The organism is Streptomyces sp. NPDC001532 (genome assembly GCF_040298625.1).
In the GTDB taxonomy this organism is placed as follows: Bacteria; Actinomycetota; Actinomycetes; order Streptomycetales; family Streptomycetaceae; genus Streptomyces.
The window spans coordinates 67748-94165 of the sequence record NZ_JBEPAL010000018.1; the positions used below are offsets into that span (position 1 = coordinate 67748).

24 protein-coding genes are annotated in these 26418 nt (G+C 74.2%); 15 read left to right on the forward strand and 9 right to left on the reverse strand.

What is annotated here, in order from left to right:
* Positions 1–21: 21 nt before the first annotated feature.
* Both ABT232_RS18470 and ABT232_RS18475 read left to right on the forward strand, forming a co-directional pair.
* On the forward strand, positions 22–594 hold the full coding sequence (locus ABT232_RS18470) for a helix-turn-helix domain-containing protein (RefSeq protein WP_351841058.1): 573 nt from the start codon (positions 22–24) through the stop codon (positions 592–594).
* Between the two features lie 43 nt (positions 595–637).
* The gene (locus ABT232_RS18475; RefSeq protein ID WP_351841060.1) at positions 638–1198 is read left to right on the forward strand and encodes a YbaK/EbsC family protein; all 561 of its coding nucleotides are present in this window, start codon (positions 638–640) and stop codon (positions 1196–1198) included.
* 22 nt (positions 1199–1220) lie between these two features.
* On the opposite strand, the gene ABT232_RS18480 is transcribed toward ABT232_RS18475, so the two are convergent.
* The 3 genes from ABT232_RS18480 to ABT232_RS18490 form a co-directional block, all read right to left on the reverse strand.
* Positions 1221–2423, reverse strand: a complete 1203-nt coding sequence (locus ABT232_RS18480) for a cation diffusion facilitator family transporter (RefSeq protein ID WP_351841062.1) — start codon at positions 2421–2423, stop codon at positions 1221–1223.
* A gap of 125 nt (positions 2424–2548) precedes the next feature.
* Positions 2549–3772: a 4-hydroxybenzoate 3-monooxygenase gene (locus ABT232_RS18485; protein WP_351841064.1), complete on the reverse strand. Its 1224-nt coding sequence runs from the start codon at positions 3770–3772 to the stop codon at positions 2549–2551.
* A gap of 42 nt (positions 3773–3814) precedes the next feature.
* A complete protein-coding gene (locus ABT232_RS18490; RefSeq protein ID WP_351841066.1) occupies positions 3815–4222 on the reverse strand; it encodes a CoA-binding protein in 408 nt (135 codons plus the stop codon).
* Positions 4223–4390: 168 nt separating this feature from the next.
* On the opposite strand from ABT232_RS18490, the gene ABT232_RS18495 reads away from it, so the two are divergent.
* From ABT232_RS18495 to ABT232_RS18515, 5 genes are all read left to right on the forward strand, one after another.
* A complete protein-coding gene (locus tag ABT232_RS18495) occupies positions 4391–5110 on the forward strand; it encodes a hypothetical protein (RefSeq protein ID WP_351841068.1) in 720 nt (239 codons plus the stop codon).
* Positions 5107–5649, forward strand: coding sequence for a SixA phosphatase family protein (locus tag ABT232_RS18500; protein WP_351841070.1), 543 nt, complete (start codon positions 5107–5109; stop codon positions 5647–5649). Before ABT232_RS18495 ends, ABT232_RS18500 begins: the two co-directional genes overlap by 4 nt.
* Before the next feature lie 20 nt (positions 5650–5669).
* On the forward strand, positions 5670–6296 hold the full coding sequence (locus ABT232_RS18505) for a YigZ family protein (RefSeq protein WP_351841072.1): 627 nt from the start codon (positions 5670–5672) through the stop codon (positions 6294–6296).
* A gap of 118 nt (positions 6297–6414) precedes the next feature.
* On the forward strand, positions 6415–7578 hold the full coding sequence (locus ABT232_RS18510; protein WP_351841074.1) for an exonuclease SbcCD subunit D: 1164 nt from the start codon (positions 6415–6417) through the stop codon (positions 7576–7578).
* Positions 7575–10565, forward strand: a complete 2991-nt coding sequence (locus tag ABT232_RS18515; RefSeq protein ID WP_351841076.1) for an AAA family ATPase — start codon at positions 7575–7577, stop codon at positions 10563–10565. Before ABT232_RS18510 ends, ABT232_RS18515 begins: the two co-directional genes overlap by 4 nt.
* On the opposite strand, the gene ABT232_RS18520 is transcribed toward ABT232_RS18515, so the two are convergent.
* Positions 10559–11005, reverse strand: a complete 447-nt coding sequence (locus ABT232_RS18520; RefSeq protein WP_351841078.1) for an Lrp/AsnC family transcriptional regulator — start codon at positions 11003–11005, stop codon at positions 10559–10561. The two genes, ABT232_RS18515 and ABT232_RS18520, sit on opposite strands and share 7 nt — an antisense overlap.
* 121 nt (positions 11006–11126) lie before the next feature.
* Between ABT232_RS18520 and ABT232_RS18525 the strand changes: the two genes are divergently transcribed.
* Entirely contained in the window at positions 11127–11609 is a 483-nt protein-coding gene (locus tag ABT232_RS18525; RefSeq protein WP_351841080.1) for a rhodanese-like domain-containing protein, read from the forward strand.
* Positions 11610–11802: 193 nt separating this feature from the next.
* Here the strand turns inward: ABT232_RS18525 and ABT232_RS18530 are convergent, their stop codons facing one another.
* On the reverse strand, positions 11803–13494 hold the full coding sequence (locus ABT232_RS18530) for a DUF885 domain-containing protein (RefSeq protein WP_351841082.1): 1692 nt from the start codon (positions 13492–13494) through the stop codon (positions 11803–11805).
* 33 nt (positions 13495–13527) lie between these two features.
* Positions 13528–14019 carry an Lrp/AsnC family transcriptional regulator gene (locus ABT232_RS18535; RefSeq protein ID WP_351841084.1) on the reverse strand — a complete coding sequence of 164 codons (492 nt, stop codon included), beginning with the start codon at positions 14017–14019 and terminating at the stop codon, positions 13528–13530.
* 61 nt (positions 14020–14080) lie between these two features.
* On the opposite strand from ABT232_RS18535, the gene ABT232_RS18540 reads away from it, so the two are divergent.
* Positions 14081–15226, forward strand: coding sequence for a trans-sulfuration enzyme family protein (locus tag ABT232_RS18540; RefSeq protein WP_351841087.1), 1146 nt, complete (start codon positions 14081–14083; stop codon positions 15224–15226).
* A gap of 51 nt (positions 15227–15277) precedes the next feature.
* Here ABT232_RS18540 and ABT232_RS18545 read toward each other — a convergent pair whose 3' ends face one another.
* The 3 genes from ABT232_RS18545 to pdxR form a co-directional block, all read right to left on the reverse strand.
* Positions 15278–16666, reverse strand: a complete 1389-nt coding sequence (locus ABT232_RS18545; RefSeq protein ID WP_351841089.1) for a GNAT family N-acetyltransferase — start codon at positions 16664–16666, stop codon at positions 15278–15280.
* A 161-nt stretch (positions 16667–16827) separates the two neighbouring features.
* Positions 16828–18402, reverse strand: coding sequence for an alkaline phosphatase D family protein (locus ABT232_RS18550; RefSeq protein ID WP_351841091.1), 1575 nt, complete (start codon positions 18400–18402; stop codon positions 16828–16830).
* Between the two features lie 291 nt (positions 18403–18693).
* On the reverse strand, positions 18694–20139 hold the full coding sequence (gene pdxR, locus ABT232_RS18555) for a MocR-like pyridoxine biosynthesis transcription factor PdxR (RefSeq protein WP_351841093.1): 1446 nt from the start codon (positions 20137–20139) through the stop codon (positions 18694–18696).
* Positions 20140–20186: 47 nt separating this feature from the next.
* Here pdxR and ABT232_RS18560 point away from each other — a divergent pair, with 47 nt between their 5' ends.
* The 6 genes from ABT232_RS18560 (at position 20187) to ABT232_RS18585 (ending at position 26381) form a co-directional block, all read left to right on the forward strand.
* On the forward strand, positions 20187–21122 hold the full coding sequence (locus ABT232_RS18560; RefSeq protein ID WP_351841095.1) for a DMT family transporter: 936 nt from the start codon (positions 20187–20189) through the stop codon (positions 21120–21122).
* Positions 21123–21150: 28 nt separating this feature from the next.
* On the forward strand, positions 21151–21645 hold the full coding sequence (locus ABT232_RS18565; protein WP_351841097.1) for a hypothetical protein: 495 nt from the start codon (positions 21151–21153) through the stop codon (positions 21643–21645).
* A complete protein-coding gene (locus ABT232_RS18570) occupies positions 21629–22591 on the forward strand; it encodes a bifunctional lysylphosphatidylglycerol flippase/synthetase MprF (protein WP_351841099.1) in 963 nt (320 codons plus the stop codon). Before ABT232_RS18565 ends, ABT232_RS18570 begins: the two co-directional genes overlap by 17 nt.
* Positions 22592–22787: 196 nt before the next feature.
* Positions 22788–23924, forward strand: a complete 1137-nt coding sequence (locus tag ABT232_RS18575) for an acyl-CoA dehydrogenase family protein (protein ID WP_351841101.1) — start codon at positions 22788–22790, stop codon at positions 23922–23924.
* Positions 23925–23991: 67 nt separating this feature from the next.
* The gene (locus ABT232_RS18580; protein ID WP_351841103.1) at positions 23992–25119 is read left to right on the forward strand and encodes an SDR family oxidoreductase; all 1128 of its coding nucleotides are present in this window, start codon (positions 23992–23994) and stop codon (positions 25117–25119) included.
* Positions 25116–26381: an aspartate aminotransferase family protein gene (locus ABT232_RS18585; protein WP_450871986.1), complete on the forward strand. Its 1266-nt coding sequence runs from the start codon at positions 25116–25118 to the stop codon at positions 26379–26381. Before ABT232_RS18580 ends, ABT232_RS18585 begins: the two co-directional genes overlap by 4 nt.
* Positions 26382–26418 lie beyond the last annotated feature (37 nt).

A 26418-nucleotide genomic window follows, 5' to 3' on the forward strand; every position in this document is an offset into this window, starting at 1 on the left:
GGACGAGACTTTGGACGGAACGTGTCGGACCTCGACCTGCTGACCCAGTCCCTGGCCCGCAACGTCAAACGCTGGCGCGCGGAGCGGGGCTTCACCCTGGACACGCTCGCCGCCCGGGCCGGCGTCAGCCGCGGCATGCTGATCCAGATCGAGCAGGCCCGCACCAACCCCAGCCTCGGCACCGTCGTGAAGATCGGCGACGCGCTCGGCATCAGCATCACCACCCTGCTCGACTACGAACAGGGCCCCAAGGTCCGCATCGTCCCCGCCGACCAGGCCGTCCGGCTGTGGCACACCGACAAGGGCAGCTACAGCCGCCTCCTGGCCGGCACCGAGGCCCCCGGCCCGCTGGAACTGTGGGACTGGCGGCTGATGCCGGGCGAGTCCAGCTCTTCCGACCCGCACCCCGCGGGCACCGTCGAACTCATCCACGTCACGGCCGGCGAACTGACCCTCACCGTCGACGGCACCGAGTACCGCGTGCCGGCCGGAGCCAGTGCCTCCTTCGCGGCCGGCGCGCCGCACACCTACGGCAACGACGGCGACGTCCCGACGGAACTGGTGCTCGCCGTCTCGGTCCCTCCCGTCGGCTGAGACGTCCGAACGGCCGCCGTGGCACGGCTGTTACCGTGCGGCCATGCGTGCACCCATCGGAGACTTCGACCAGGCCACCCCCGCCCCCGACCGCCTCGACGAGCTGACCCGCCCGGTCGCCGACGCCGTCCGCGCATGGCGCGGCGCGGTCCCCGCCGAGCAGATCCTGTACGTCGACACCGACCCGCTGTGGGCGGACACCTCCGTCTTCGTGCAGCACTACGGCCAGGACCTGCTGGAGCGGTCGGCGAACTGCGTGGTCGTGGCCGGCAAGCGCGGCGGCGAGAGCACGCTCGCCGCGTGCGTGGTGCTGTCCACCACCCGCGTCGACGTCAACGGTGTCGTGCGCCGCCATCTCGGCGCCCGCAAGGCCTCGTTCGCGCCGATGGACACCGCGACCGGGGAGACCGGCATGGAGTACGGCGGCATCACGCCGATCGGCCTGCCCGGCAGCTGGCCGGTGCTGGTGGACGCGGCCGTCGTCGACCTGCCCTACGTCCTGGTCGGCAGCGGCCGGCGACGCGGCAAGCTCCTGGTGCCCGGCAAGGCGTTCGCGGAACTGCCGGGCGCGGTGGTGCTCGAAGGGCTGGGCCTGCCGGGCTGAGCCCTTCCGTCCCTCTCCGGGGTCAGGTCGCGGTGTGGTGGGCCAGTGCGAGGTGCGGGTCGGTCTCACCCGGTACGGGCGCCGGATCGGCGTGCACCAGGGCGGCGGTGAGGCGCGGGACCGCGTGCAGCAGCGCGTGCTCCGCGTCGACCGCGATCGCGTGCGCACGGCGCACCGTCACCTCGCCGTCCACCACCACCGCCACCTCGGCCCGCAGCCGGTGCCCGATCCAGCGCAGCCTCAGCTCACCCACCCCGCGCACCCCCGGCACCTCGCGCAGCGCCCGCTCGGCCCGGTCGACCAGCGCCGGGTCGACGGCGTCCATCACCCGGCGGAACACCTCGCGCGCCGCGTCCCGCAGCACCAGCACGATCGCCGCGGTGATCGCCAGCCCGACGACCGGGTCGGCCGCCTGCCAGCCCAGCGCCGACCCGCCGGCGCCCAGCAGCACCGCCAGTGAGGTGAACCCGTCGGTCCGGGCGTGCAGACCGTCGGCGACCAGCGCGGCCGAGCCGATCTCACGGCCCACCCGGATCCGGTACCGGGCCACCCACTCGTTGCCCGCGAAGCCGACCAGCGCGGCCACGGCCACCGCCGGGACATGTGCCACCGGCCGCGGATCCAGCAGCCGGTCGACCGCCGCCCAGCCGGCGAAGGCCGCGGACGCGGCGATGGTCAGCACGATCGCGATGCCCGCGAGGTCCTCGGCACGGCCGTAGCCGTAGGTGAAGCGCCGGGTGGCCGCGCGACGGCCGAGCAGGAACGCGATGCCGAGCGGTACGGCGGTGAGCGCGTCCGCGGTGTTGTGCACCGTGTCGCCGAGCAGCGCGACCGACCCCGAGACCGCCACGACCACCGCCTGCGCCAGTGCCGTCGCCCCCAGCACCGCCAACGAGACCCACAGGGCGCGCAGACCTCGAGCGGACGACTCCAGCGCGGGGTCGACCTTGTCGGCGGTGTCGTGGGAGTGCGGGGTGAGGAGGTGGCCGAGGCGGTGCCGGAGACCGGGGCGGCGGCCGTGCGCGTGGCCGTGACCGTGATTGTGGCCGTGCCCGTGACCGTGACCATGACCATGGCGGTGATCGCGGTCATGGCCGTGGCTCGGTCCGTCGCCGTGGCCCGGTGCCTCGCCGCGGCGGAGTGCGTCGCCGTGGTCGTGCGGGTGTGCGTGCGCCTGTCGGTGCGGGTGGTCGTGTCCGGGGGCCTGGTCGTGGCGGTCGTTCACGGGGCTCTCCTCGGCGGTGCGCGCGGCGGAGGCGGATGCGCTCCCTCGGCCATTATGTGCGTATGAGCGCACGCATGCACCTATTAACTGCGCATGCTGCGCAGCAGCGCCTCGGCCGCGGGCCGCTACCAGGCGGAGAGCGCGGTCTTGCCGAGGTACTGCTCGGCGAACGCGGTCGCCGCGCCGGGCGATGAGAACAGCCGGCGCAGCCGGGCGAGCGTGGTGCCCGCGCGGTACGGATCGCCCGAGGCGGCCCCGTGGTACACCTCGGACAGCCACTGCGAGAACTCCTGGTAGTCCCACACCCGCCCCAGGCAGGCCGCCGAGTAGCCGGCCAGCCCGTCGCCGTCGCCCCGGCCCAGGTACGCCACCAGCGCGTCGCCGAGCAGGAAGGCGTCGTGCAGGGCGAGGTTCATGCCCTTCGCGGCGATCGGCGCGGTCAGATGCGCCGCGTCACCGGCCAGGAAGAGCCGCCCGTACGCCATCGGCTCCACGACGTGGTTGTGCAGGTCCAGCACCCGCTTCTCGATCAGCCGGCCCTCGGCCAGCGGCGCCGCGTCCGCCGCGTGCAGCCTGCGCCGCAGCTCGGACCAGACCCGCTCGTGCGGCCAGTTCGCCGGGTCGTCGCCGGGCGGGCACTGGAGGTAGTAGCGGGTGACCTCGGGGCTGCGGGCCATGTGCCCGGCGAAGCCGTCGGGGTGGACGCCGAACACCACGCAGTCGGAGGACGGCGGCGCCTCGGCGAGCAGCGCCAGCCAGCCGACGCCGTAGTCGTGCCGGGCGGTCCGGGCCCGCGGCAGCGCGGCGCGGGTCACCCCGCGCGCGCCGTCGCAGCCCGCCACGAACGCGCAGCGGATCAGCTGCCGGCGGCCGGACTCCGGGCAGCGGTAGGACACCGAGGGGCGGTCGGTGTCCAGGTCGTGCAGCCGGACGTCGCGCACTCCGAACCGGATGTCGCCGCCGCGCACGTCGGCGTACTCGCGCACGAGGTCGGTCACCAGCAACGGCTGCGGATAGACGAAGTGATGATGACCCGTCAGTTCGGTGTACGACAGCCGGTGGCGCTCCCCGCCGAAGCGGAACTCGCACTGCGTGTGCCGCTGCGCCCGCGCCAGCAGGTTCCCGGCCAGGCCGTGCCGCTCCAGGCCGCGCACCGCCCATTCCTCCAGGACCCCGGCGCGGGGCCGCCGTTCGATGAACTCCCTGCTCTCCACCTCCAGCACCACGCAGTCGACGGACGCGGCCCGCAGGATGTTGGCGAGGGTGAGCCCGGCGGGCCCGGCGCCGACGATGACGACCGGAAAGCCCTGCGGGGCAGGGGAGTTGGAGTGGGGGGAGGCGGAGGACATCCGAGCATTATGGCGGCCCTCCCCGGCCTGCCTGGCCGAGGCCTAGCCGAGCTGCGGGATCTCGATCGCCGGGCACCGGTCCATGACCATGTCGAGGCCGGCGGCGCGGGTGCGGGCGTAGGCCTCCTCGTCGACGACGTCCAGCTGGAACCAGACCGCCTTAGCGCCCTTCGCGACCGCCTCGTCGGCGACGGCCCCGGCGAGGTCGCTGTTGACGAAGACGTCGACCACGTCCACGGGGAAGGGGATGTCGGCGAGCGAGGCGTACCCCTGCTCGCCGTGGACGGTCTCCGCCTTGGGGTGGACCGGCACGATCCGCTTGCCGAAGCGCTGGAGGACCCGGGCGACGCCGTAGGCCGCGCGCCGCTCGTTCGACGACAGGCCCACCACGGCCCAGGTGTCGCCGCTCTCGGTGAGGATCTTGCGGATCGTCGCTGCGTCGCCGTACACCGTGGGGCCTCCCGGGCCTCGATGGCCTTGTTCTCGCCGTATTCGCCGTCTGCGTCAGGGCGGGAAAGTCCCTCTTCCCGCCCGTGAGCAGCACAACGGCCGACGGCGGGTGAAGATTCCCGCCCCGCACACCTGCGCGAGACCGGGGCCGGGCCTAGGCTCGCAGACGTGCTGCGCATCATCGACGCCCGAACCGGAGACCCCGTCGAGGCGGCCCCCGCCCGCCGCGGTCTCACCCGTGTCGAGGCGCACGCGCCGGGCCTCGACACCACCGCCCTGCGTGTGCTGCTGGTCGCCGATGTCCTGGTCCGGGCCCTGGAGCTCGCCGGGACGCCGGTCTGGGGCCTGCTGTCCGCCGAACGGCAGCGCGACGAGCTGCGGGCGGCCTCCGCCGCGCTCGGCGTCCGGCCGTTCGAGGACCGCCGGGAGGCGGGGCCGGGGCTCGGGGAGCGGCGGGTGCTCCATGTGGCCGCGGCGGACGGCGCCGCGCCGGACGGGGTGCGGGTGGACGTGGCCGCGGTCGAGCCGGACACCGTGGCGCCCGACGCCGACCCGGCCGCGGTACGGCTGGCCCTGCTGTCCCGGCGCAGACACGAGCCGGCCGTGCTGGACGCGGACGCCCTGGCCGCGGCGGGCGAGACGCTGGCCGGCTGGCGGCGGGCCGTCGCCGGATGGGCGCGGCAGCCCTCCCGGCCGGTCCCCGAGGAGGTGCGCGGACGGCTCCGCGCCGCCTGGGAGGACGACCTGGACGTACCCGGTGTGCTGGGCGTACTGCGGTGGGTCGCGGGCGAGCCGGAGCTGCCGGACGGCGCCCGCTTCGAGACGTACGTCTACGCCGACCGGCTCCTCGGGCTCGACCTCGCCATCGACATCGGGGCCCCGACATGATCACCCGCGCGGCGGTCGGGCCGCTGCACCGCCTGGTCGTGCTGCGGCACGCCAAATCCGCCTGGCCGCCCGGCGTCCCCGACCACGAGCGGCCGCTCGCCCCGCGTGGCCGCCGCGACGCCCCCGCCGCCGGGCAGGCCCTGGCGGTGGCCGACTGCCTGCCGGACCTCGCCCTGTGCTCCACCGCCCTGCGCGCCCGGCAGACCTGGGAGCTGGTGTCCGGGCAGTGGGGCACCCCGCCGCCCGTCCGGCACGACCCGCGGCTGTACGCGGCCGACGCGCCCGAGCTGCTCGCCGTGGTGCACGAGACACCGCCCGAGGTACGGATCCTGCTCGTCACCGGACACAATCCCGGCCTGGAGGAGCTGATCCTGACGCTCGCCGGGGACGGCCTGGACGACACCCTGGAGCGGGTCCGCGCCAAGTTCCCGACCTCGGCGCTCGCCGTCCTCGCCTGGCACGGCCCGGACTGGCGGGCCCTGCGCGCGGGCACCGCGCTGCTGACCTGGGTGACCGTACCGAGGGGGAAGAAGAAGTAGCCGCCGCATAGGCTGGCCCGATGCAGGACGAGTACCGCACGGTGGCCCGCGCGGGCGTGCACGAGACCGAGGTCAACCGCTCCCGCTTCCTGTGCGCCCTCGCACCGGCGGCCACCGAGCGCGAGGCCCAGGACTTCGTCGCCGCCGTGCGCAAGGAGCACGCCGACGCCAGCCACAACTGCTGGGCCTATGTGATCGGCGCCGACGCCTCGGTCCAGAAGGCCAGCGACGACGGCGAACCCGGCGGCACCGCCGGCGTTCCCATGCTCCAGATGCTGCTGCGCCGCGACATGCGGTACGTCGTCGCCGTCGTCACCCGCTACTACGGCGGCGTCAAGCTCGGCGCGGGCGGGCTGATCCGGGCCTACGGCGGAGCGGTCGGCGAGGCCCTGGACGCGCTCGGCACGATCACCCGGCGGCGCTTCCGGGTGGCCACGGTGACCGTCGACCACCAGCGCGCGGGCAAAGTGCAGAACGATCTGCGCGCCACCGGCCGCGAGGTGCGCGACGTGCGCTACGGGGAGGCGGTCACCATCGAGATCGGCCTGCCGGACGCCGACGTGGCCGCCTTCCGCGCCTGGCTCGCGGACGCCACCGCGGGGACCGCCGGGTTCGAACTGGGCGGGGAGGCGTACGGGGACGCGTGATCTGCCCGACGGACAAAAGGGGCAAAAGTTCCCAACGTTCCTATATGCCTGCGGTCATGACGGGCGATACAGGAGTAACCGGCCGTGATGTCGGACCCGGCCGTTAGTCTCGGGGATCATGCGACTGCTGCACACCTCCGACTGGCACCTCGGCCGGGCGTTCCACCGGGTGAACATGCTCGGCGCCCAGGCCGGGTTCATCGGCCATCTCGTCACCACCGTGCGCGAGCGCGGCGTGGACGCGGTGGTCGTGTCGGGGGACGTGTACGACCGCGCGGTGCCGCCGCTCGCCGCGGTCGAGCTGTTCGACGACGCCCTGCACCGGCTGGCCGACCTCGGCGTGCCCACCGTGATGATCTCCGGCAACCACGACTCGGCCCGCCGCCTCGGCGTGGGCGCCGGACTGATCGGGCGCGCCGGCATCCATCTGCGCACCGACCCGGCGGCGTGCGGCACCCCGGTCGTCCTGCGCGACGAGCACGGCGAGGTCGCCTTCTACGGGCTGCCGTACCTCGAACCCGCCCTCGTCAAGGACGAGTTCGCCGTCGACCGGCCCGGACACGAGGCCGTGCTGGCCGCCGCCATGGACCGGGTCCGCGCCGACCTCGCCGGCCGTCCGCCGGGCACCCGGTCCGTCGTCCTCGCCCACGCCTTCGTCACCGGCGGCGAGGCCAGCGACAGCGAACGGGACATCACCGTCGGCGGAGTGGCCGCCGTCCCGGCCGGCGTCTTCGACGGCGTCGACTACACGGCCCTGGGCCATCTGCACGGCTGCCAGACCATCACCGAGCGCGTGCGCTACTCCGGCTCCCCGCTGCCGTACTCCTTCTCGGAGGCCGGGCACCGCAAGAGCATGTGGCTGATCGACCTCGACGCCGACGGCGCGGTCACCGCCGAACGCCTCGACTGCCCGGTGCCGCGCGCGCTCGCCCGGCTCCGGGGCACCCTGGACGACCTGCTCGCCGACCCGGACCTCGCCCGGCACGAGGACGCCTGGGTCGAGGCCACCCTCACCGACCCGGTCCGCCCGGCCGAACCCATGGCACGCCTCACCGAGCGCTTCCCGCACACCCTCAGCCTCGTCTTCGACCCCGAGCGAGCCCCGGACGACCCGGAGGTGAGCTACGCCCGCCGCCTCGCCGGCCGCACCGACCAGCAGATCGCCGAGGACTTCGTCGCCCATGTGCGTGGTGCCGGACCCGACGACCGGGAGAAGGCAGTGCTGAGCGAGGCCTTCGACACCGTCCGCGCGGACCGGACCGTGCGGGAGGTCGCCCGATGAGGCTGCACCGGCTCGACATCACCGCCTTCGGGCCCTTCGGCGGCTCCCAGAGCGTCGACTTCGACGCGCTCTCCGCGGCCGGACTGTTCCTGCTGCACGGCCCGACCGGCGCGGGCAAGACCTCCGTCCTGGACGCGGTGAGCTACGCGCTGTACGGATCGGTGCCCGGCGCCCGGCAGAGCGGTCAGGGCACCGGCCTGCGCAGCGACCACGCCGCACCCGGCACCCGCACCTCGGTGACGCTGGAACTGACCGTCGCCGGACGCCGCCTGGAGATCACCCGGCAGCCGCCCTGGGAACGCCCCAAGAAGCGCGGCACCGGCACCACCCTCGACAAGGCCCAGACCTGGCTGCGCGAGTACGACACCGCGGTCGGCGGCTGGAAGGACCTCAGCCGCTCCCACCAGGAGATCGGCGAGGAGATCACCCAGCTGCTCGGCATGAGCCGGGAACAGTTCTGCCAGGTGGTGCTGCTGCCGCAGGGCGACTTCGCGCGCTTCCTGCGCGCCGACGCCGAGGCCCGCGGCCGGCTGCTCGGCCGGCTCTTCGACACCCAGCGCTTCGCCGAGGTCGAGAAGCGGCTCGCCGAGCGCCGCCGCGCCACCGAGACCGACGTCCGCGACGGCGACACCGCCCTGCTCGCCGACGCCCACCGCATGCAGCAGGCCGCCGGCGACGCCATGGAGCTGCCCGAGCTGGCCCCCGGCGACCCCGGCCTCGCCGACGCCGTGCTGAGCGCCGCCGCCGTCGCCCGCAGCACCGCCCGCGAACAGCTGACCGTCGCCGGCTGTCGCCTCACCGCCGCCGAGTCCGCGCGGGCCGCCGCCGACCGCGCCCTGGACGACGTACGCGAACTGGCCCGGCTCCAACGGCGGTTCACCGAGGCGCGGCAGCGGGCGCTGCGGCTGGAGGAGCGGGCCGGCGCCCACCGGGAGGCACAGACCCGGATGGAGCGCGCCCGCAAGGCCGAGGCGGTCGCGCCCGCCCTCGAACTGCGCGAGGCCGCCGAGGCCGAGCACCGGCGCGCGGCCGCCGCCGAGGCCCACGCGCGCGGACAGCTGCCCGAGCGGTACGCCGACGCCGGGGCCGCCGGACTCGCGGCCGACGCCCGCCGGGCCGCCGAGGAACTGGGCGGTCTGGAGTCCGCCCGCCGCGCCGAGCGCCGGCTCGCCGACCTCGTCGCCGAGCGCGCCGACCTCGACCGCCAGGAGCGCGCCGACGAGGAGCTGCTGGAGGACGCCGAGAGCTGGCTCGCCGGGTGGGAGACGGCCCGCGCGGACCTGCGGTCCCGGATCGAGTCCGCGCAGGAGGCCGCCGGGCGGGCCGACCAGCTCGCCGAGCGCCGCGACCTCGCCCGGCGGCGCCTCGACGCCGCCCGCCGCCGCGACCGGCTCGCCGAGGACGCGGACGCCGGCCGGCAGCGGGCCCTCGCCTCCGCGGAACGGGCCGCCGAGGCCCGCGCGCACTGGCTCGACCTCAAGGAACAGCGCCTCGACGGCATCGCCGCCGAACTCGCCGCGAACCTCGCCGACGGCGAACCCTGCGCCGTCTGCGGCGCCACCGACCATCCCGCCCCCGCGCGCAAGATCGCCGGACACGTCGACCGCGAGGCGGAGGGGAACGCCCTCGCCGCCTACCAGCGCGCCGACGAGCAGCGCGCCGAGGACGAACGCCGCCTGGGCGCCGTACGGGAGTCGCTGGCCGCCGCCACCGCCGAGGCCGGCGACCTGCCGACCGCGCGACTGGCCGACGAGGTCGAGGAAGCGGAACGCGGGTTCGCCCAGGCGCGCGAGGCCGCCTCCGTACTGCACGCCGGCCACGAGGAGCTGCGCCGCGCCGAGCAGGAGCACGAGCGGCGCACCGCCGCCCGGCAGCAGGCCGCCGTACGCACCGCCGCCCGGGTGGGCCACCGGGAGCGGCTGGACAGCGAACGCACCGCCCTGGAGGAGGAGCTGGCGCAGGCGCGGGGCGCGGCGGACAGCGTGGCCGCGCGGGCCGCGCAACTGGAGCGGTGGGCCGCCCGGCTCACCGAGGCCGCCGAGGCCGCGCGCGCCGCCGAGGACACCGCGCAGCGCCTCAAGGACGCCGACGCCCGGCTCGCCGACGCCGCCTTCCGGGCCGGCTTCGACACCCCGCAGGACGCGGCCGCCGCCCTCCTCGACGACGCCGCCCACCGCGAGCTGCAACGCCGGCTCGACGACTGGCAGACCGAGGAGGCCGCCGTCCGCGCGGTGCTCGCCGAGGCCGACACCACGGCCGCCGCCGCCCGGCCCCCGGCCGATCCCGCCGCCGCCGAACGGGCCGCCGCCGCCGCGGAGCGCCGGGTGCGCGAGGCCGCCTCCGCGCGGGACGCCGCCGCCCGCCGCTGCGCGGAACTCGACCGGCTCTCCGCCCGCGCCACCACCGGCGCACGACGGCTGGCGCCGCTGCGCGAGGAGTACGACCGGGTCGCCCGGCTGGCCTCCCTCGCCGCCGGCACCTCGGCGGACAACGAACGACGGATGCGCCTGGAGGCCTACGTCCTGGCCGCCCGCCTGGAGCAGGTCGCCGCCGCCGCGACCGTACGGCTCCAGCGGATGTCGTCCGGCCGCTACACCCTGGTGCACTCCGACGACCGGGCCGGACGCGGCCGCAGCGGCCTCGGACTGCATGTCGTCGACGCCTGGACCGGACGCGAGCGGGACACGGCGACGCTGTCCGGCGGCGAGACGTTCTTCGCCTCCCTCGCGCTCGCCCTCGGCCTCGCGGACGTCGTCACCGACGAGACCGGCGGGGTACGCCTGGACACCCTCTTCATCGACGAGGGCTTCGGCAGCCTGGACGACCAGACGCTGGACGAGGTGCTGGACGTGCTCGACTCACTGCGCGAACGCGACCGCAGCGTCGGCATCGTCAGCCATGTCGCCGATCTGCGGCGGCGCGTCCACGCCCAGCTGGAGGTCGTCAAGGGCAGATCCGGGTCGGTGCTGCGCCAGCGCGGTCACTGAGCGACGGGGCGGCCGGGCAGCGGAGAGGAGTAGACGACGCTCGTCGTCACCGAGCCCAGCGTCCCGATCCGCCCGGACACCTCCTCCAGGTGCCGCATCGAGCGGGCGGCGACCTTGATCACGAAGCAGTCGTCGCCGGTGACGTGGTGCGCCTCCAGGATCTCCGGCGTCGCGTCGACCAGGTCGTGGAACGGCTTGTAGTTGCCGGTCGGGTACCTGAGACGTACGAAGGCGAGGATCGGCAGGCCCAGCCGCTCGGGGTCCACCACGGCCGCGTACCCCTTGATGACGCCCGCCTCCTCCAGCCGGCGCACCCGCTCGGTGACGGCGCTCGGGGACATGGAGACGGCCCGCGCCAGCTCGGCGAAACTGGCGCGGCCCTCCCGCTGGAGGACGTCGAGGATGCGCCAGTCGGTGGCGTCCGGGGAAAACGCGGTCATGCCCGATGAATAGCAGGGGAATCCCCGGTCGATCAAGCATCGGGCCGGGGATCGGGCCTTCTGGAGACGGGTCGGCGACCGTAGATTTCTGGTCATCGGACACCACGAGAAAGGCCCCGCGATGACCACCGCCACCACCGCCGCCAACCCCGTTCTGCGCGTCGCTCCCGCCGCCCCCGCCGAGGCCGCCGCCTACTTCCGCCACAGCCTCGTCTTCCACGCCGATGTCTCCGACGTCGCCGCCGCGCTCGCGGCCGACGGCGACCCGGGCTTCGTCGTGCTGGACTCCCGCTCCACCGCGGCCTGGGACCAGGGACACATCCCCGGCGCGGTGCACCTGCCGACCGCGCTCATCGCGGAACAGGCCGAGCAACTGCTCGACAAGTCGGTGCCGGTGGTGACGTACTGCTGGGGCCCCGGCTGCAACGGCGCGACCCGTGCGGCCCTCGCCCTCGCCGAACTCGGCTACCGGGTCAAGGAGATGCTGGGCGGCTTCGAGTACTGGGCGCGGGAGGGCTTCGCGTTCGAGACGTGGCAGGGCGGCGAGCAGCGTGCGGCGGACCCGCTGACGGCGCCGGTGGACTCGGAGGACTGCGGCTGCTGAGGCCTCCGGCGGGCGGGCGAGCGCGCCTTCCGTGGAGGGTGGGTGCGGTCGTCGGGCGGGTGAGGGTCGTGGGGGCTGGTCGCGCAGTTCCCCGCGCCCCTGGGGGTGGGGGAGTGGCCGCCGGTCGGTCTGTGCTGTCGGTCTGTGCGGCCCTGGGTCGGCGACCAGCCCCTTGCTGGTCCGTGCTGTCAGCTCACAGTTGTGACAGTTCGTCCACCAGGTCGTCCAGGCCCAGGGAGCCCTGGGAGAGGGCCGCCATGTGCCAGGCCTTGAGGTCGAAGGCGTCGCCGTGGCGTTCGCGGGCCTTGGCGCGGCCCAGGAGCCAGGCACGCTCGCCCAGCTTGTAGCCGATCGCCTGGCCCGGGATGGTCAGGTACCGGGTCAGCTCGCTGGACACGTAGTCCGCGGGACGGCTGCTGTGCGCGCCGAAGAACTCCTCGGCCAGCTCCGGCGTCCACCGCTCGCCGGGGTGGAACGGGGAGTCCGCCGGGATCTCCAGCTCCAGGTGCATGCCGATGTCGACGATGACCCGGGCCGCCCGCATCATCTGCGAGTCCAGGTAGCCGAGCCGCACCTCCGCGTCGGTGAGGAAGCCCAGCTCGTCCATCAGCCGCTCCGCGTACAGCGCCCAGCCCTCGGCGTTGGCGCTGATCATGCCGACGGAGGCCTGGTAGCGGGAGAGGTTCTCGGCGACGTGCACCCACTGCGCCAGCTGGAGGTGATGGCCGGGCACGCCCTCGTGGTACCAGGTGGAGACCAGGTCGTAGACCGGGAACCGGTTGAGTCCCGCCGTGGGCAGCCAGGTGCGGCCCGGACGGGAGAAGTCCTCCGACGGCGGCGTGTAGTACGGGGAGGGCGCGCCGCCGGGCGGGGCGATCCGCGCCTCCACCTTCCGCACCCGCTCGGCGAGCTCGAAGTGGGTGCCGTCCAGCGCGTCCATCGCCTGGTCCATCAGGCCCTGGAGCCAGTCCCGGACCTCCTCGACGCCCTCGATGTGCCGGCCGTGCTCGTCGAGGTGGGCGAGCGCCACCCACGGCGTCGCCGCGCCCGGCAGGATCTTCTCCGCCGCCTGCCGCATCTCGCCGAGGATGCGGTGGAACTCCGACCAGCCGTAGGCGTAGGCCTCGTCGAGGTCGAGGTCGGTGCCGTTGTAGTAGCGCGACCAGCGGGCGTAGCGCTCGCGGCCCACCGGGTCGGGGGCGCCCTCGACGGCCGGCGCGTACACGTCGCGCATCCAGTCCCGCAGCTCGACCACGGCCGCCGTCGCCGCCCGCGCCGCCTCGCCCAGCTCGGCGCGCAGCGCCTCGGGCCCGGCGGCGGCGAAGTCCTCGAACCAGCCGCGGCCCGAGCCGTCGGAGTCCGACCACTCGTCGAGCTGCCCGACGAAGACGCCGGTGGTCCGCGGACCCGCGTACAGCTTGCGGTCCAGGCCGAGCGCCAGCGACTCCCGGTAGCCCGCCAGCGCGGCCGGCACCGCCCGCAGCCGCTCCGCGATCGCCGCCCAGTCCTCCTCGGTGTCGGCCGGCGTCACCGCGAACACATCGCGCACCAGGTGCGGCGGCGTGGCCATGTTGCCGACCGCGCGCAGCCCCTCGTCGGCCTCGTGCACGGCGAGTTCGGCGGTCAGCCGCTCCCGCAGCAGACGGCCGCAGCGGCGCTCGCTGTCGCTGTCCGCGCCCGGCAGGCGCTCGGCCTCGTCGAGCCGCGCCAGGGTCCGGCGCGCCAGCTCCGCCCGCGCCTCCTGTCCCGCGGGCGAGGTGTCGGGCAACCGGCTCGAACTCTCCGGGACGCCGAGGAAGGTACCGGTGACCGGGTCGAGGGCGATGAGCTCGTCGACGTAGGCGTCGGCGACTTCGCGAGGCAGCGGGCTCTTGGTCTCAGACATACCGCCCATCCTCGTACGAAGGTCCGGGCGACGTCAGCCGAATGGCGGGGCGGGCACGGGCGGCAGCAGCGGACCGCAGTCCCATTGCTGGAAAATCAAGCGAGTCTCGACTCGCGCTACTTCCCGGTGGGCCGTGAACTCGTCCAGGACCAGCCGTTGCAGGTCGGTCATGTCGGCGACCGCGACATGGACGAGATAGTCGTCCGGGCCGGTGAGATGGAAGACCGTCCGGGACTCCGGCAGCGCCCGGATCCGCTCCACGAACGGCCCGACCAGCTCCCGCCGGTGCGGTCTGACCTGCACCGACAGCAGTGCCTCGAGGCCGCGCCCCAACTTGGCCGGATCCAGCCGCAGCTGATGCCCGAGGATCACGCCCGCGCGGCGCAGCCGGGTCACCCGGTCCAGGCAGGTGGACGGCGCGACCCCGACCTGGGCGGCGAGGTCCCGGTAGGTGGTCCGGGCGTCGTTCTGCAACAGCCGCAGCAGATGGAGGTCCACCGGATCCAGTACGACAGATTCGGCCATGGGCCGAACGTAACACGGCTTTCGCATACCTGTCCCCGGTCGGTGTTCACCCTCTCCGTCCATGGAGACAGCGCGCACACACACCCGCACCCGTCCCCGGGCACTGGCCACCGAGGCCGTGCACGCCGGCCGCGACGACCTCGCCGCCCAGGGCCTGCACGTCCCGCCGATCGACCTGTCGACCACCTACCCGTCGGCCGACAGCCGTGGTGAAGCCGCTCGTATCGACGCCTTCGCCACCACCGGCGCGGAACCGGACGGCCCGCCCGTCTACGGCCGCCTCGGCAACCCGACCGTCGCCCGCTTCGAGACCGCCCTGGCCCGGCTGGAGGGCACCGAGACGGCCGTGGCCTTCGCCAGCGGCATGGCCGCGCTGAGCGCGGTGCTGCTGGTGCGGGCCTCCATGGGCCTGCGGCACGTGGTCGCCGTCCGCCCGCTGTACGGGTGCAGCGACCATCTGCTCACCGCCGGGCTGCTCGGCTCGGAGGTCACCTTCACCGACCCGGCCGGGATCGCCGACGCGCTGCGCCCGGACACCGGTCTGGTGATCGTGGAGTCCCCGGCGAACCCGACCCTCGCCGAGCTGGATCTGCGGGCGGTCGCGCACGCCTGCGGCTCGGTGCCGCTGCTGGCCGACAACACCTTCGCCACCCCGGTGCTGCAACGTCCGGCCGAGCAGGGTGCGCGGCTGGTGCTGCACAGCGCCACCAAGTACCTCGGCGGCCACGGCGACGTGCTGGCCGGTGTGGTCGCCTGCGACGAGGAGCTCGCCGGGCGGCTGCGGCAGGTCAGGTTCGCCACCGGCGGCGTGCTGCACCCGCTGGCCGGCTATCTGCTGCTGCGCGGCCTCGCCACCCTGCCGGTCCGGGTGCGGGCCGCGTCCGACAGCGCCGCCGAGCTGGCCCGCCGGCTCGCCGCCGACCTGCGCGTCGCCCGGGTGCACTACCCGCGCATCGGCGGCGCGATGATCGCCTTCGAGGTGCACGGCGACCCGCACGCGGTCATCGGCGCGGTCGAGCTGGTGACCCCCGCGGTGAGCCTCGGCAGCGTCGACTCCCTCATCCAGCACCCGGCGTCGATCAGCCACCGCATCGTGGACGCCGACGACCGCCGGGGCGCCGGCGTCAGTGACCGGCTGCTGCGCCTGTCGGTGGGCCTGGAGGACGTCGACGACCTGTGGGCCGACCTGGACAAGGCCCTGGGGTGAACGCGTGAACGGCCCGGTGTCACCGGGCCGTTCACCGAGGCGTGGGAGCGGTCAGTCGCCGACCGGGAGCCCGGTGGGCACCGCGGCCTTCTCCAGCCGGGCGGTGATCACCAGGGTGCCCTCCTCGATCTGGTAGTCCAGGGGCAGGCCCAGGCCGCGCATCGCGGCGACCATGCCCGTGTTGGAGGCCTGGGTGACCGCGTACACGCTCTCGCAGCCCGCCTCGACCGCCATCGCCACCAGCCGGGCGAGCAGTTCGCCGCCGACACCGCGCCGCTGCCACTCGTCCTCGACCAGCAGCGCGACCTCCGTCTCGTCACCGTCCCACAGCAGGTGGCCGAGCCCGACGATCCGCCCCGACGTGGTCCGCACGGCGAGCGTCCGGCCGTAGCGCGGGGAGAGCAGGTGGTTGAGGTAGCGGTCGGCGTCCCCCACCGGGCCGTGGTAGCGCATCGACAGGGTGCGCGCCGAGCAGCGGTCGTGCATCTCCCGCGCCTCGACGAGGTCACCGGTGTCGGCCCGGCGCACCGTGATGTCGTTGCCCTCCGGCAGCGTCAGCACGTCCTGGCTGAGCGGGATCCGCGGACCGAGCCGGGTGTCCAGCTCCACCAGCGCCCGCGCCCGCGCGAACTCGGTCGGCGTGAACGGCAGATACGGCCGCTCCACGCTGATCACTCCGCCCTCCGGAGCGCGCAGCCGCATCACCGTGTCCTCCAGGACCCCCTCCGCGGGCACCCCGCCGTCGGCGCGCCCGGCCGGGGCGGCGGGCAGCTGGCGGATGGTGCAGCGGCCCAGCAGCTGGCGCAGGGCCAGCGGCAGCTCGGCCGCGTCCAGGGCGGTGCGGGTGGCGAGGCTCAGGATCCGCGTCGGGGCGTCCACCAGATCATGGGTGTCGGCCCGCTCGATCCAGGTGTCCGAGCCGCCGGACAGGGACACCGCGCGGGTGATCTCGGCGCCGCCGAGCGTGCCGGGGGCGCGCAGCAGGAACTCGTCCACCGTGCCGTGGCCCAGCGGGTGCGTCTGGAGGCTCAGGATGTCCACCCGGTGGCTGGCGAGCGCGGTGCACAGCGCCGCCAGCGAGCCGGGCTCGTCGCGCACGGTGGTCCGCAGCCGCCACAGCACGCTCTCCTCGGGCACGGCCCCGGACGCCGCCTCCGCCTCGGACCGCCCGGAACTCGGCCGGGCGCCGGTATCGTCGGCCGGCGGAGCGTGGCCGTGGCGGCGTGCCCACCATGTGTGGAAGGCGGCGGTGGCGAGCAGCACGATCGCCGAGACCACGAGCAGCTGGGGCCCGTCGGGGCCGTGCCCGATCAGGTTCGCCACGGCGTCGGCCACCGCGACGGCGGTGAACAGGGCGGCGAGCTCGACGACGTCGCGCCGCCAGTGGTGCACGGGACGCCCGTTCTTCGCGCGCGTCACATCAGTGATTTTCCGCTTCATGCACCCACTGTGAAGGAACGGTGTTGCGTGATCACGAACAGTGTGTGACTCATGGGTTAAGCAGGCTTCTGACCGATTTGCTCCGATGTGGAGGCCGCTTCCCGCCATGTCGCGCACCGCGGGATGACGGCGGTGCGCGACACGGCACGAGAGTACGGGATCTACTGCCCGACCCGCCCCGGCCGCAGCACCTTCGTGAACAGCACCGTGCCGTCCTGCTCGCGCAGCCGCACCGTCAGTTCCGCGCTGTCGCCGTCGATGTCCACCTCGCCGAAGAACTGGTAGCCCTCGGCGGGAGAGACGTTCGACCTGGTCGGAGCCTTCACGAAGACCCGCTCCGGGCCGAACGTGCCGTCGAGCGTGTTGGCCGGGAACGCCCCGGCGTTGAGCGGCCCCGAGACGAACTCCCAGAACGGCTCGAAGTCGGTGAACGCGGCCCGCTCCGGCTGGTAGTGCTGCGCGGAGGTGTAGTGCACGTCGGCCGTCAGCCAGACCGTGCCGGTGATCCTGCGGTGCTTGACGAACCGCAGCAGCTCGGCGATCTGCAGCTCGCGGCCGAGCGGCGCGCCCGGGTCGCCCTGGGCGACGGCCTCGATGTTCGGCAGACCGTCGCCGGTGTCCGGCACGACCAGGCCGAGCGGCATGTCGGAGGCGATCACCTTCCACACCGCGCGCGAGCGGGACAGCTCCCTCTTCAGCCACTCCAGTTGCTCCCGGCCGAGGATGCCTTGCGGGTCGGTGGCCTGGTCGTCCGGGGAGTTCGCGTTGCGGTGGGTGCGCATGTCCAGGACGAAGACGTCCAGCAGCGGGCCGTGGTGCTGCACCCGGTAGACCCGGCCGTCGGGGCGGCGCAGCGTCGAGATCGGGAAGTACTCCGAGAACGCCTGCCGGGCCCGCGCGGCGAGCACGTCGACGCTCTTCTCCGTGTACCGGGCGTCGGCGAGGATCTCCCCCGGGTACCAGTTGTTGGTGACCTCGTGGTCGTCCCACTGGATGATCGACGGCACCTGGGCGTTGAACGCCCGCAGGTTCTCGTCCAGCAGGTTGTAGCGGAAGTTGCCGCGGAACTCCGCCAGCGTCTCGGCGACCTTGGACTTCTCCTCGGTGGTGACGTTCCGCCAGATCCGCCCGTCGGGCAGGGTCACGCTGCCGGTGATCGGGCCGTCCGCGTACACGTTGTCGCCGGAGCAGAGGAAGAAGTCCGGGTCGAGGGCGGCCATCGCGTCGTAGATCCGGTAGCCGCCCAGCTCCGGATTGATGCCCCAGCCCTGCCCGGCCAGGTCGCCGGACCAGACGAACCGCACCCCGTCGCGCCGTTTCGCGGACGCGGTGCGGAAGGTGCCGGTGACCGGCTCACCGGTGCGGCGCGGGTCGTCCGGGTCGGCGAGCAGCACGCGGTAGTGGATCTGCTCGCCCGGCGGCAGCCCGTGCAGCCGGGTGGTGCCGGTGAAGTCGGAGTCCGCGCCCAGCAGCGGGCCCCGCCATCTGCGCGGATCGCGGAAGGACTCGGTGGCGGAGGTCTCGACGATCATCCGGGCCGGCCGGTCGGAGCGCACCCACACCAGACCCGAGTCCGTCGTCACATCGCCCGTCTGCACGCCCCAGCCCGCCCGGGGACGCCCCGACAGGGCGAGGGCGGGCGCCGCGCCGAGGCCGAGCGGCAGGGACAGGGCCGCGGACGCGGCGAGCGAGCCGCGCAGCACGGAGCGGCGGTCGGGGAGCGGACGCTGTGACATGAAGAGGGCCTCCAGAACGGGTTCCGGCCGGTGTGTGAAGCCACAACTACTGGTGCGCCGCAGCGCCCACGGAAACCACAAGTGAACAACTGACCGCATCCACCCCGGAACCACCGGACCGGCCAGGTCCGACGGGGAAACACGCACCGCCCAAGCGCTGTCCCGCACCCCCCGAGCCCTTTCCCGCACCGCCCGAGCCCTTTCCCGCACCGCCCGAGCCCTGTCCCGCACCGCCCGAGCCCTTTCCCGCACCGCCCGAGCCCTGTCCCGCACCGCCCGAGCCCCCCGCCCTCAGCTCGCGGCAGCCATCAGCCGCACCCCCTCCCTGATCCGCCCCGGCGGCAGATGTGCGTAGCCCAGTACCAGGCGTACCGCCGGGTTCGGTGGCTGGCGGGAGCGGGCGTGTGCGCAGTCCGAGAGCGGGCGGAGGGCGATCCCGGCCGCCGCCGTCCGGGCGAGGAAGCGGTCCTGAGGGCCGTAGCGGTCCGGCAGGGTGGCGATGACATGGAGGCCCGCCGCGATCCCGGACACCTCGGCACCGGGGAAGTGCTCCTCCAGCGCGGCCACCAGTGTGTCCCGCCGCTCCCGGTAGGCGCGCTGGCAGCGGCGCAGCTGGCGGTCGTAGTCGCCGTGCTCCAGGAAACGGGCGAACAGCGCCTGGTCGAGGCTGGGATGGCCGAGGTCCATGGTCCGCTTGCGGGTGACGATCTCCTCCGCCAGCCACTGCGGGACCAGCATCCAGCCCAGCCGCAGCCCCGGTGCCAGGGACTTGCTCACCGACCCGGTGTAGACGACGCGCTCCGGGTCCAGGCCCTGGAGGGCGCCGACGGGGGCGCGGTCGTAGCGGAAGTCGCCGTCGTAGTCGTCCTCCAGCACGACCCCGTCCACCTCCCGCGCCCAGTCGAGGAGTTGCGCGCGGCGCCGCGCGGAGTAGGCGATGCCGGTGGGGTACTGGTGGGCCGGTGTCGTCACCACCGCCCGGACGCCGGAGTCCCGCAGCGGGCCGAGCGCGAGACCGTCGCCGTCCAGGGGCAGCGGCACGGTCGTGATGCCGGCCGAGGCGTACACGTCGTCGTGCTGCGGGCTCCCCGGGTCCTCGACGCCCACCTCGCGCAGCCCGCGCGCGTGCAGTGCGAAACCGAGCAGCGCGGTCGCCTGCACCACCCCGGAGACCACCACGATCCGCTCCGGGTCCGCGACCACGCCCCGGCGCCGCGTGAGCAGTTCGGCCAGCGCGGTGCGCAGCCGGGGCAGACCGCGCGGGTCGGGATAGCCGAGGTCGTGGTGCGGCAGCTCCGCCAGCACCCGCCGCTGCGCCGCCGCCCACGCCGCCCGCGGGAACAGCGACAGATCCGGGGTGCCCGGCACGAAGTCGGCGCGGGCGCCGGGGGAGCGCGGCGCGAGGTCGTGCGCGCCCGGCCGGGCCGCCCGTACCGCCTCGCCCACCCAGGTCCCCGCGCCGCGCCCGCTGCGCAGATAGCCCTCCGCGGTCAGCTGCTCGTACGCCTCGGTGACCAGCCCGCGCGACACCCCGAGGTCGGCGGCCAGGTCCCGGCTCGACGGCAGCCGGGTGCCCGGCACCAGCCGCCCCGACCGCACCGCCTCCCTCAGCGCCGACTGCAACGCCCGCCCTCGGGAACGGGCCGGCGCGGCGGCGGCCGGAAGCAGCACCTCCCAGGCGACCGAGCCGCCGTCGGTACCGTGCGCCGCAGGGAAATTGGTCCGGGACGTCGTCATGGAAGTGGACCTTAAACCGGACCGCCGCCGCTCCTAGCGTCGTTCCCATGAACGCCACCACCACCCGCGGCTCCCTGCTCGCCGCGCTCGCCTGCGTCCTCGTCGGAGGATCCTTCACCGCCAACAGCGTCCTCGGTGACTACCCGTACGCGGGCGGCCAGTTCCTGCGCTACGCACTCGCCTGTCTGCTGCTGGTCCCGCTGGCCGGCCCTGGCTCCGTCGCCCGGCTGCGCGGCCTCGTCCCCCGGCAGTGGGTGCGGCTCGCACTGCTCGCGGCCGTCGGCATGGTCGGCTTCAACCTGGCCGTCCTCGCCGCCGAGCGCACCGCCGAACCCGCCGTGCCGGGCGTCCTGGTGGGCTGCGCGCCCGTCGTGGTGGCCGTCGTCGTCCCCCTGGCCGAGGGGCGCCGGCCCCGGCGCACCGTGCTGTACGGCGCCTCGCTCGTCGCGGTCGGCGCCTGCGCCGTCCAGGGCTGGGGCCGCACCGACGGCGTAGGACTCGCCTGGTCGGTGTGCGCGCTCGCCGGTGAGGTCGGCTTCGCGGTCCTCGCCGTGCCGGTGCTGCGCCAGCTCGGCCCGCGACTGCTGTCCGCCACGGTGTGCGGGATCGCCGCGCTGGAGTCCGCGGCGGCCGGGCTGCTGCTCGACGGCTCCGCCTGGCTGCGCCGTCCCGACGCCACCGAGACCGCCGCCCTGCTGTGGCAGGCGGCGATCGTCACCGTCGTCGGCTTCGTCTGCTGGTACATGGGCATGCAGCGGATCGGCGCCGAACGTGCCACTCTCTTCTCCGGCCTCATCCCGGTCGCCGCCGCCTGCACCGCCCCGCTCGTCGGCACCGGCTCCTACGGCCTCGCGCAGGCCGCCGGCAGCGCCCTGGTGGGCCTCGGGGTCGCCCTGGGCTCCGGGGCACTGAAGCGGACCTCGCGGCGCCAGTCGCTTCCTGTTTACGAGGGGTCGCGCCCGCTCGCGCGTAAGCAGGAGTGAAAGACCACAGTGAGGGGGCAGGCCGACCGTGGATGCAAAGAACCGGTTCGAGACCAGGACCACCTTCGCGTTCTCCCGACTCGAATGGCTGGCCTTTCTGGTCATCTCACTCGTGCTCGCCTACCAGCATCTCGCCGAGATCCGCTGGTGGGTGTTCGCGGCCTTCTTCCTGGTGATCGACCTCATCGGGTACGTCCCCGGGGCGATCGCCTTCCGGCGCAGTCCGGACCAGCGCGTCGCACGCGGCTACTACGTGGCCTACAACGTGATGCACAGCCTCGTCACGGCGCTTCTGCTGGCCGGTGCGTGGGCCTGGTTCGTCGAGCCGGAATGGGCCCTGCTCGCGCTGCCCGTCCATCTCATGGGCGACCGGGCGCTGTTCGGGAATTCGTTGAAGCCCTTCGGTGTCGCGTTCGAGCCGGAGACCGATCCGGCCTACCGGGAGTTCGAGAAGAGATACGGCGCCACGGCCATCGGCGGTTCCCGGACGCCGAGGGAGGGCGCGAATGCAGTCGGCGCTTGACACACTCGCCGAATACAGCGACAACCCCAGCTCATTTCTCGCGCTCAACAGCGGGAACGAATTCTTCCGGGACGACCGGCTCGCGGGCGCCTGCGCCTACCGCCGTTCCGGGCGCTACACCCTCCAGTTCGGCGGCCCGTTCGCCGCGCCGGAACACCGGGAGCAACTGCTCCAGGCCTTCGCCGCACACGCCGGCCGACGTCTTGTCGCCGTCCAACTTCAGCGCGCTGACGCGGAGTTGTACGCGCGGAGCGGCTTCACCGTCAACCAGCTCGGGGCATCCTACGCAGTCGACCTGACCCGCTTCACGCTGCGCGGCTCCCGCTTCGTACGGCTGCGCAACAAGATCTCCCGGGCCCGGCGGGCCGGCCTGGAGGTGACCGAGACCGAGCCCGGCGCCGACCGCGCCGCGCTCGACCGCGTCGACGACGACTGGCTGCGGGACAAGGGCCGGCACGTCAAGGAGCTGCGCTTCCTGGTCGGCCAGCGCACCGGCCCGCTGCAACACCACCGCCGGCTGTTCGTCGGCCGGATCGACGGCGAGGTCGTCGGCTACATCAACTACTCACCGGTCTACGGCAGCCGGCCCGGCTGGCTGCACGACCTCAGCCGCCGGCGGCCCGACGCGCCGCCCGGTGTGATGGAGGCGCTGAACGCCACCGTCATCGAACGGTTCACCGCCGAGGGCGCGCCGTGGCTGCACTTCGGGTTCACCCCGTTCACCTCGCTCTCCGAGGAGCACGAGATGCCCGGCGCCAGCCGCGGCTTCACCCGGTTCGCGCGGCTGCTCGCCACCCACGGCCAGGCCGTCTACCCGGCCGCCTCCCAGCTCGAGTACAAGGAGAAATGGGCCCCGCACGCCGTCCTCCCCGAGTACATCGCCTTCCGGGGCAGGCCCCGGCCGGGCGCCGTCTGGCAGCTGCTGCGCGCCACCAACTCCGTGTGACGGACGCGGCGTGACCGATCCGGCGTGAGCGACCAGATGTGGCCGATCCGACGTGACCGATCCGACGTGACCCGTCCGGCCTCACTGACCCGACGTGGCCGGCCCGGCGTCACTGACCCGACGTATCTGACCCGATGTGACTGACCCGACGTGACTGGCCCGACCTGACCGATTCCACCAGGAGGACTGGACGTCCATGAGATTCCTCGAACGAGAACGCACCACGCTGGCCAAGCTGCTGCCCGACCTGGACCCGGCCCTGCGCGAGATCCCGCTGATGGAGCTGGAACGCGCCGGCAGCCCCGGCATCGGCCTCTTCCGGGACTGCGGCGGCCCCGGCCTGCTGGTGCCGGAGTCCCATCAGGGCCGCGGGGCCGGGGCGCTGGACGCGCTGCGGGTGCAGCGGGCCATCGGCAGCCGCTCGCCGTCCCTCGCCGTGGCGACCACCATGCACCACTTCTCGATGGCCACCCTGGTCGGCCTCGGCGCCCTCGGCGGCGACGGACTGGAATGGATGCTCATCGAGGGCGTGGCGTCCGCCAACCGCATCATCGCCTCCGGCTTCGCCGAGGGCCGCAGCGGCGCGGGCATCCTGGAGCCGTCGATGACCGCCACGGTCACCGGCGACGGCGTCCGCGTCAACGGCGTCAAACGCCCGTGCAGCCTCGCCCGCTCCATGGACCTGCTCACCGCCAGCGTCCTGGTGCCCCGCGAGGACGGACAGGGCGACGAACTGGCGGTGGCGCTGGTGCCCGCCGAGAGCGAGGGCCTGAGCGTCAGCGGCTTCTGGTCCAGCACCTTCCTGGCCGGCGCCGAGAGCGAGCAGGTCACCCTCACCGACGTCCTCGTCCCGCCCGAGCTGCTGCTGCGCACCGCGGCCCCCGCCGGCAAGCAGCTCGACGACCTCCAGACCGCCGGCCTGATCTGGTTCCAGGTGCTGATGACCGGCAGCTACCTCGGCGCGGCCGGCGCCCTGGTGGAACGCGTACTGCTCAACGACCGCATCCCCGAGCACGAGCGGGTCCGGCTGTACGTCGAGACCGAGGCCGCCGCGGCCACCGCCGAGGGCGTGGCGCGCCGGGTCGACGACGGCGACCTCGACGAGTCCACCCTCGCCCAGGCGCTCGCCGTGCGCTACGGCGTCCAGGACGCCCTCGCCCGGATCGTGCCCCGCGCGGTCGAACTGCTCGGCGGGCTGAACTTCATGACCTCCGACGAGATCGGCCACCTGGCCGCCTGCGCCAACGGCCTCTCCCTGCACCCGCCGTCCCGCTCCCGGATGACCGCACCGTTCGCCGCGTACCTGGCCGACCGGCCGCTCACGATCGCCTGAGGCGGGCGCCGGTCACCGGCACCGCCCGCCATCCCACGGCAGTAGAGACCCGTTGGGGGAACCACTCATGTCACGTGACACCCTGCGAACCGCCCTCTCACCGACCCCTCGGCCGGTCGCCCGCGACCGGCCGACCCTGCTGCTCACCGGCGCCTCCGGAGTCCTCGGACGGGCCCTCATCGAGGAGCTGCACCCCGACTTCGACCTGGTCTGCCTGCGCCGCGACCGGCCCGTCGCGGACCCGAGGGTCCGCGAGCTGCGGGGTGATCTGCTCGCGCCGCGCCTCGGCCTGACCGCGCTGCAGTGGCACCAGCTCGCGCTGGAGGTCGACGTGGTGCTGCACTCCGCCGCCGCGACCAACTGGCGCCTGCGTCCCGAGGACATCGTCCGCACCAACACCCTCGGCACCGAGACCATGCTCGACCTGGCGGCCCGCGCCGACGCACCGCTGTACCTGGTGAGCACCGCGTTCGTCGGCAACACCCCGAGCCCCGAGGACGAGGAACGCTTCCCCGGCGCCGCCGCCTACCTGGTCTCCAAGGCCGCCGCGGAGCAGCAGTGGCGCGACGCCGACCTGCCCGGTGCCCTGGTCCGCCCGTCCGTCGTCATGGGCGACTCCGCCACCGGCCGGATCGCCGGCGAACAGGGGCTCACCAGGACGATCGGCGCCATGGTCCTCGGCCAGGTCCCGGTGCTGCCCGGTGCCCCCGACGCCCGCGTCGACATGGTGCCGCAGGACTACGTCACCCGAGCCGTCGGCGACCTCATCCGCGGCGGCGTCGGCAACGGCGAGTACTGGCTGACCGCCGGCAAGGAGGCGATCCTGCTGCGGGAGATCGCCGACACCTGCGCCGAGTTCGCCGTCCGGTACGGGCTGCGCGAGCCGGCCCGGCCCCGGCTCATCCCCGTCGAGGCCGTCCACCGGCTGCTGCTGCCCATGCTGGAGGGCACCGCGCTGCCCGGCTCGATGCGACAGCGCTTCCGCCACTACGCGGAACTGCTGCTGGTCTTCCAGAGCGAACTGCCCCTCGACTCCTCGCTCGGCGAACCCCACTGCGGCATCCGGCCCACCCACGACGACATCCGCGCGGCGCTCTTCCGCAACCTGGAGAGCTGGGCCGAGGGACAGGCCGCGCTGCTGAGGAAGCACCGCGCACGACCGATCACCCCGATCCCCGCGGAGGCCGCGTCATGACGATGTCCCCACCCCTGCCCACCGACCCCGGCACCGACGTCGCCGACCTCTACGCCCGCCACATCGGCTCCGGCCGCGCCGTCATGGGCCGGGTCATGGGCGGCATGGCCGAGATCTTCTCGGAGGGCCCGTGGATCCACACCGACGACGGGCGCCGCTTCCTGGACTTCGGCGGCTACGGCGTCTTCCTCCTCGGCCACCGCCACCCGGCCGTCGTCGAGGCGGTGCACCGCCAGCTCGACACCCACCCGCTGGCCAGCCGGGTCTTCCTGGAACCGGTCGCCGCGCGGGCCGCCCAGGCACTGGCCCGGCACACCCCGCCGGGCATGGACTACGTGCACTTCGTCAACTCCGGCGCGGAAGCCACCGAAGGCGCCCTCAAGCTGGCCCGCGCCCACGGCCGCAACGCCGTCGTCACCACCCGCAAGGGCTTCCACGGCAAGACCCTCGGCGCGCTCAGCGTCACCGCCAACAGCCTCTACCAGGCCCCGTTCCAGCCGCTCGTCCCGGACGTCACCCAGGTCGAGTACGGCGACCCGGACGACCTCGGACGGGCCCTCGCCGACCGCCGCGACCGGGCCTGCGTGATCCTGGAACCGGTCCAGGGCGAGGCCGGGGTGCGCATCCCGGAGCCCGGCTACCTCACCCGGGTCGCCGCCCTGTGCCGGGAGTACGGCGCCCTCCTCGTCGTCGACGAGATCCAGACCGGCATGGGCCGGCTGGGCACCTGGTGGGGCGTGGACTCCGAGGGCGTACGTCCGGACATCATGCTGGTGGGCAAGGGCCTCAGCGGAGGCGTCGTACCGATCGCCGCGATCGCGGCCACCAAGGAGGCCTACGCCCCCTTCAGCAGCGACCCCTACCTGCACACCTCCACCTTCGGCGCCTCCCCGATCGCCTGCGCCGCCGCCCTCGCCACCGTCGAGACGATGGAACGCGAGGACACCGTGGCCCGGGCCGCCGCCCTCGGCCCGCGCGTCCTCGACGGCGTCCGGGCCGCCTGCGCGCCCCACCGCGAGGGCCTGGTCCGCGACGTCCGCGGCCGGGGACTGCTGATCGGGATCGAGTTCACCGCCGAACAGGCCGTCGGCGAACTGCTGCTGGAGCTGATCGCCCGCGACATCCTCGTCAACCACTCCCTCAACTCCACCCGGGTGCTGCGCCTGACCCCGCCCGCCGCGGTCGACGACGCCACGCTGGAGCGGTTCCTCGCCACCTTCGCCGAGGCCCTGCGCACCGTGGCGGCCCGGATGGCCGGGTGACCCGCGACCGCCCCCACCCGTTGGCAACCAGACGGAA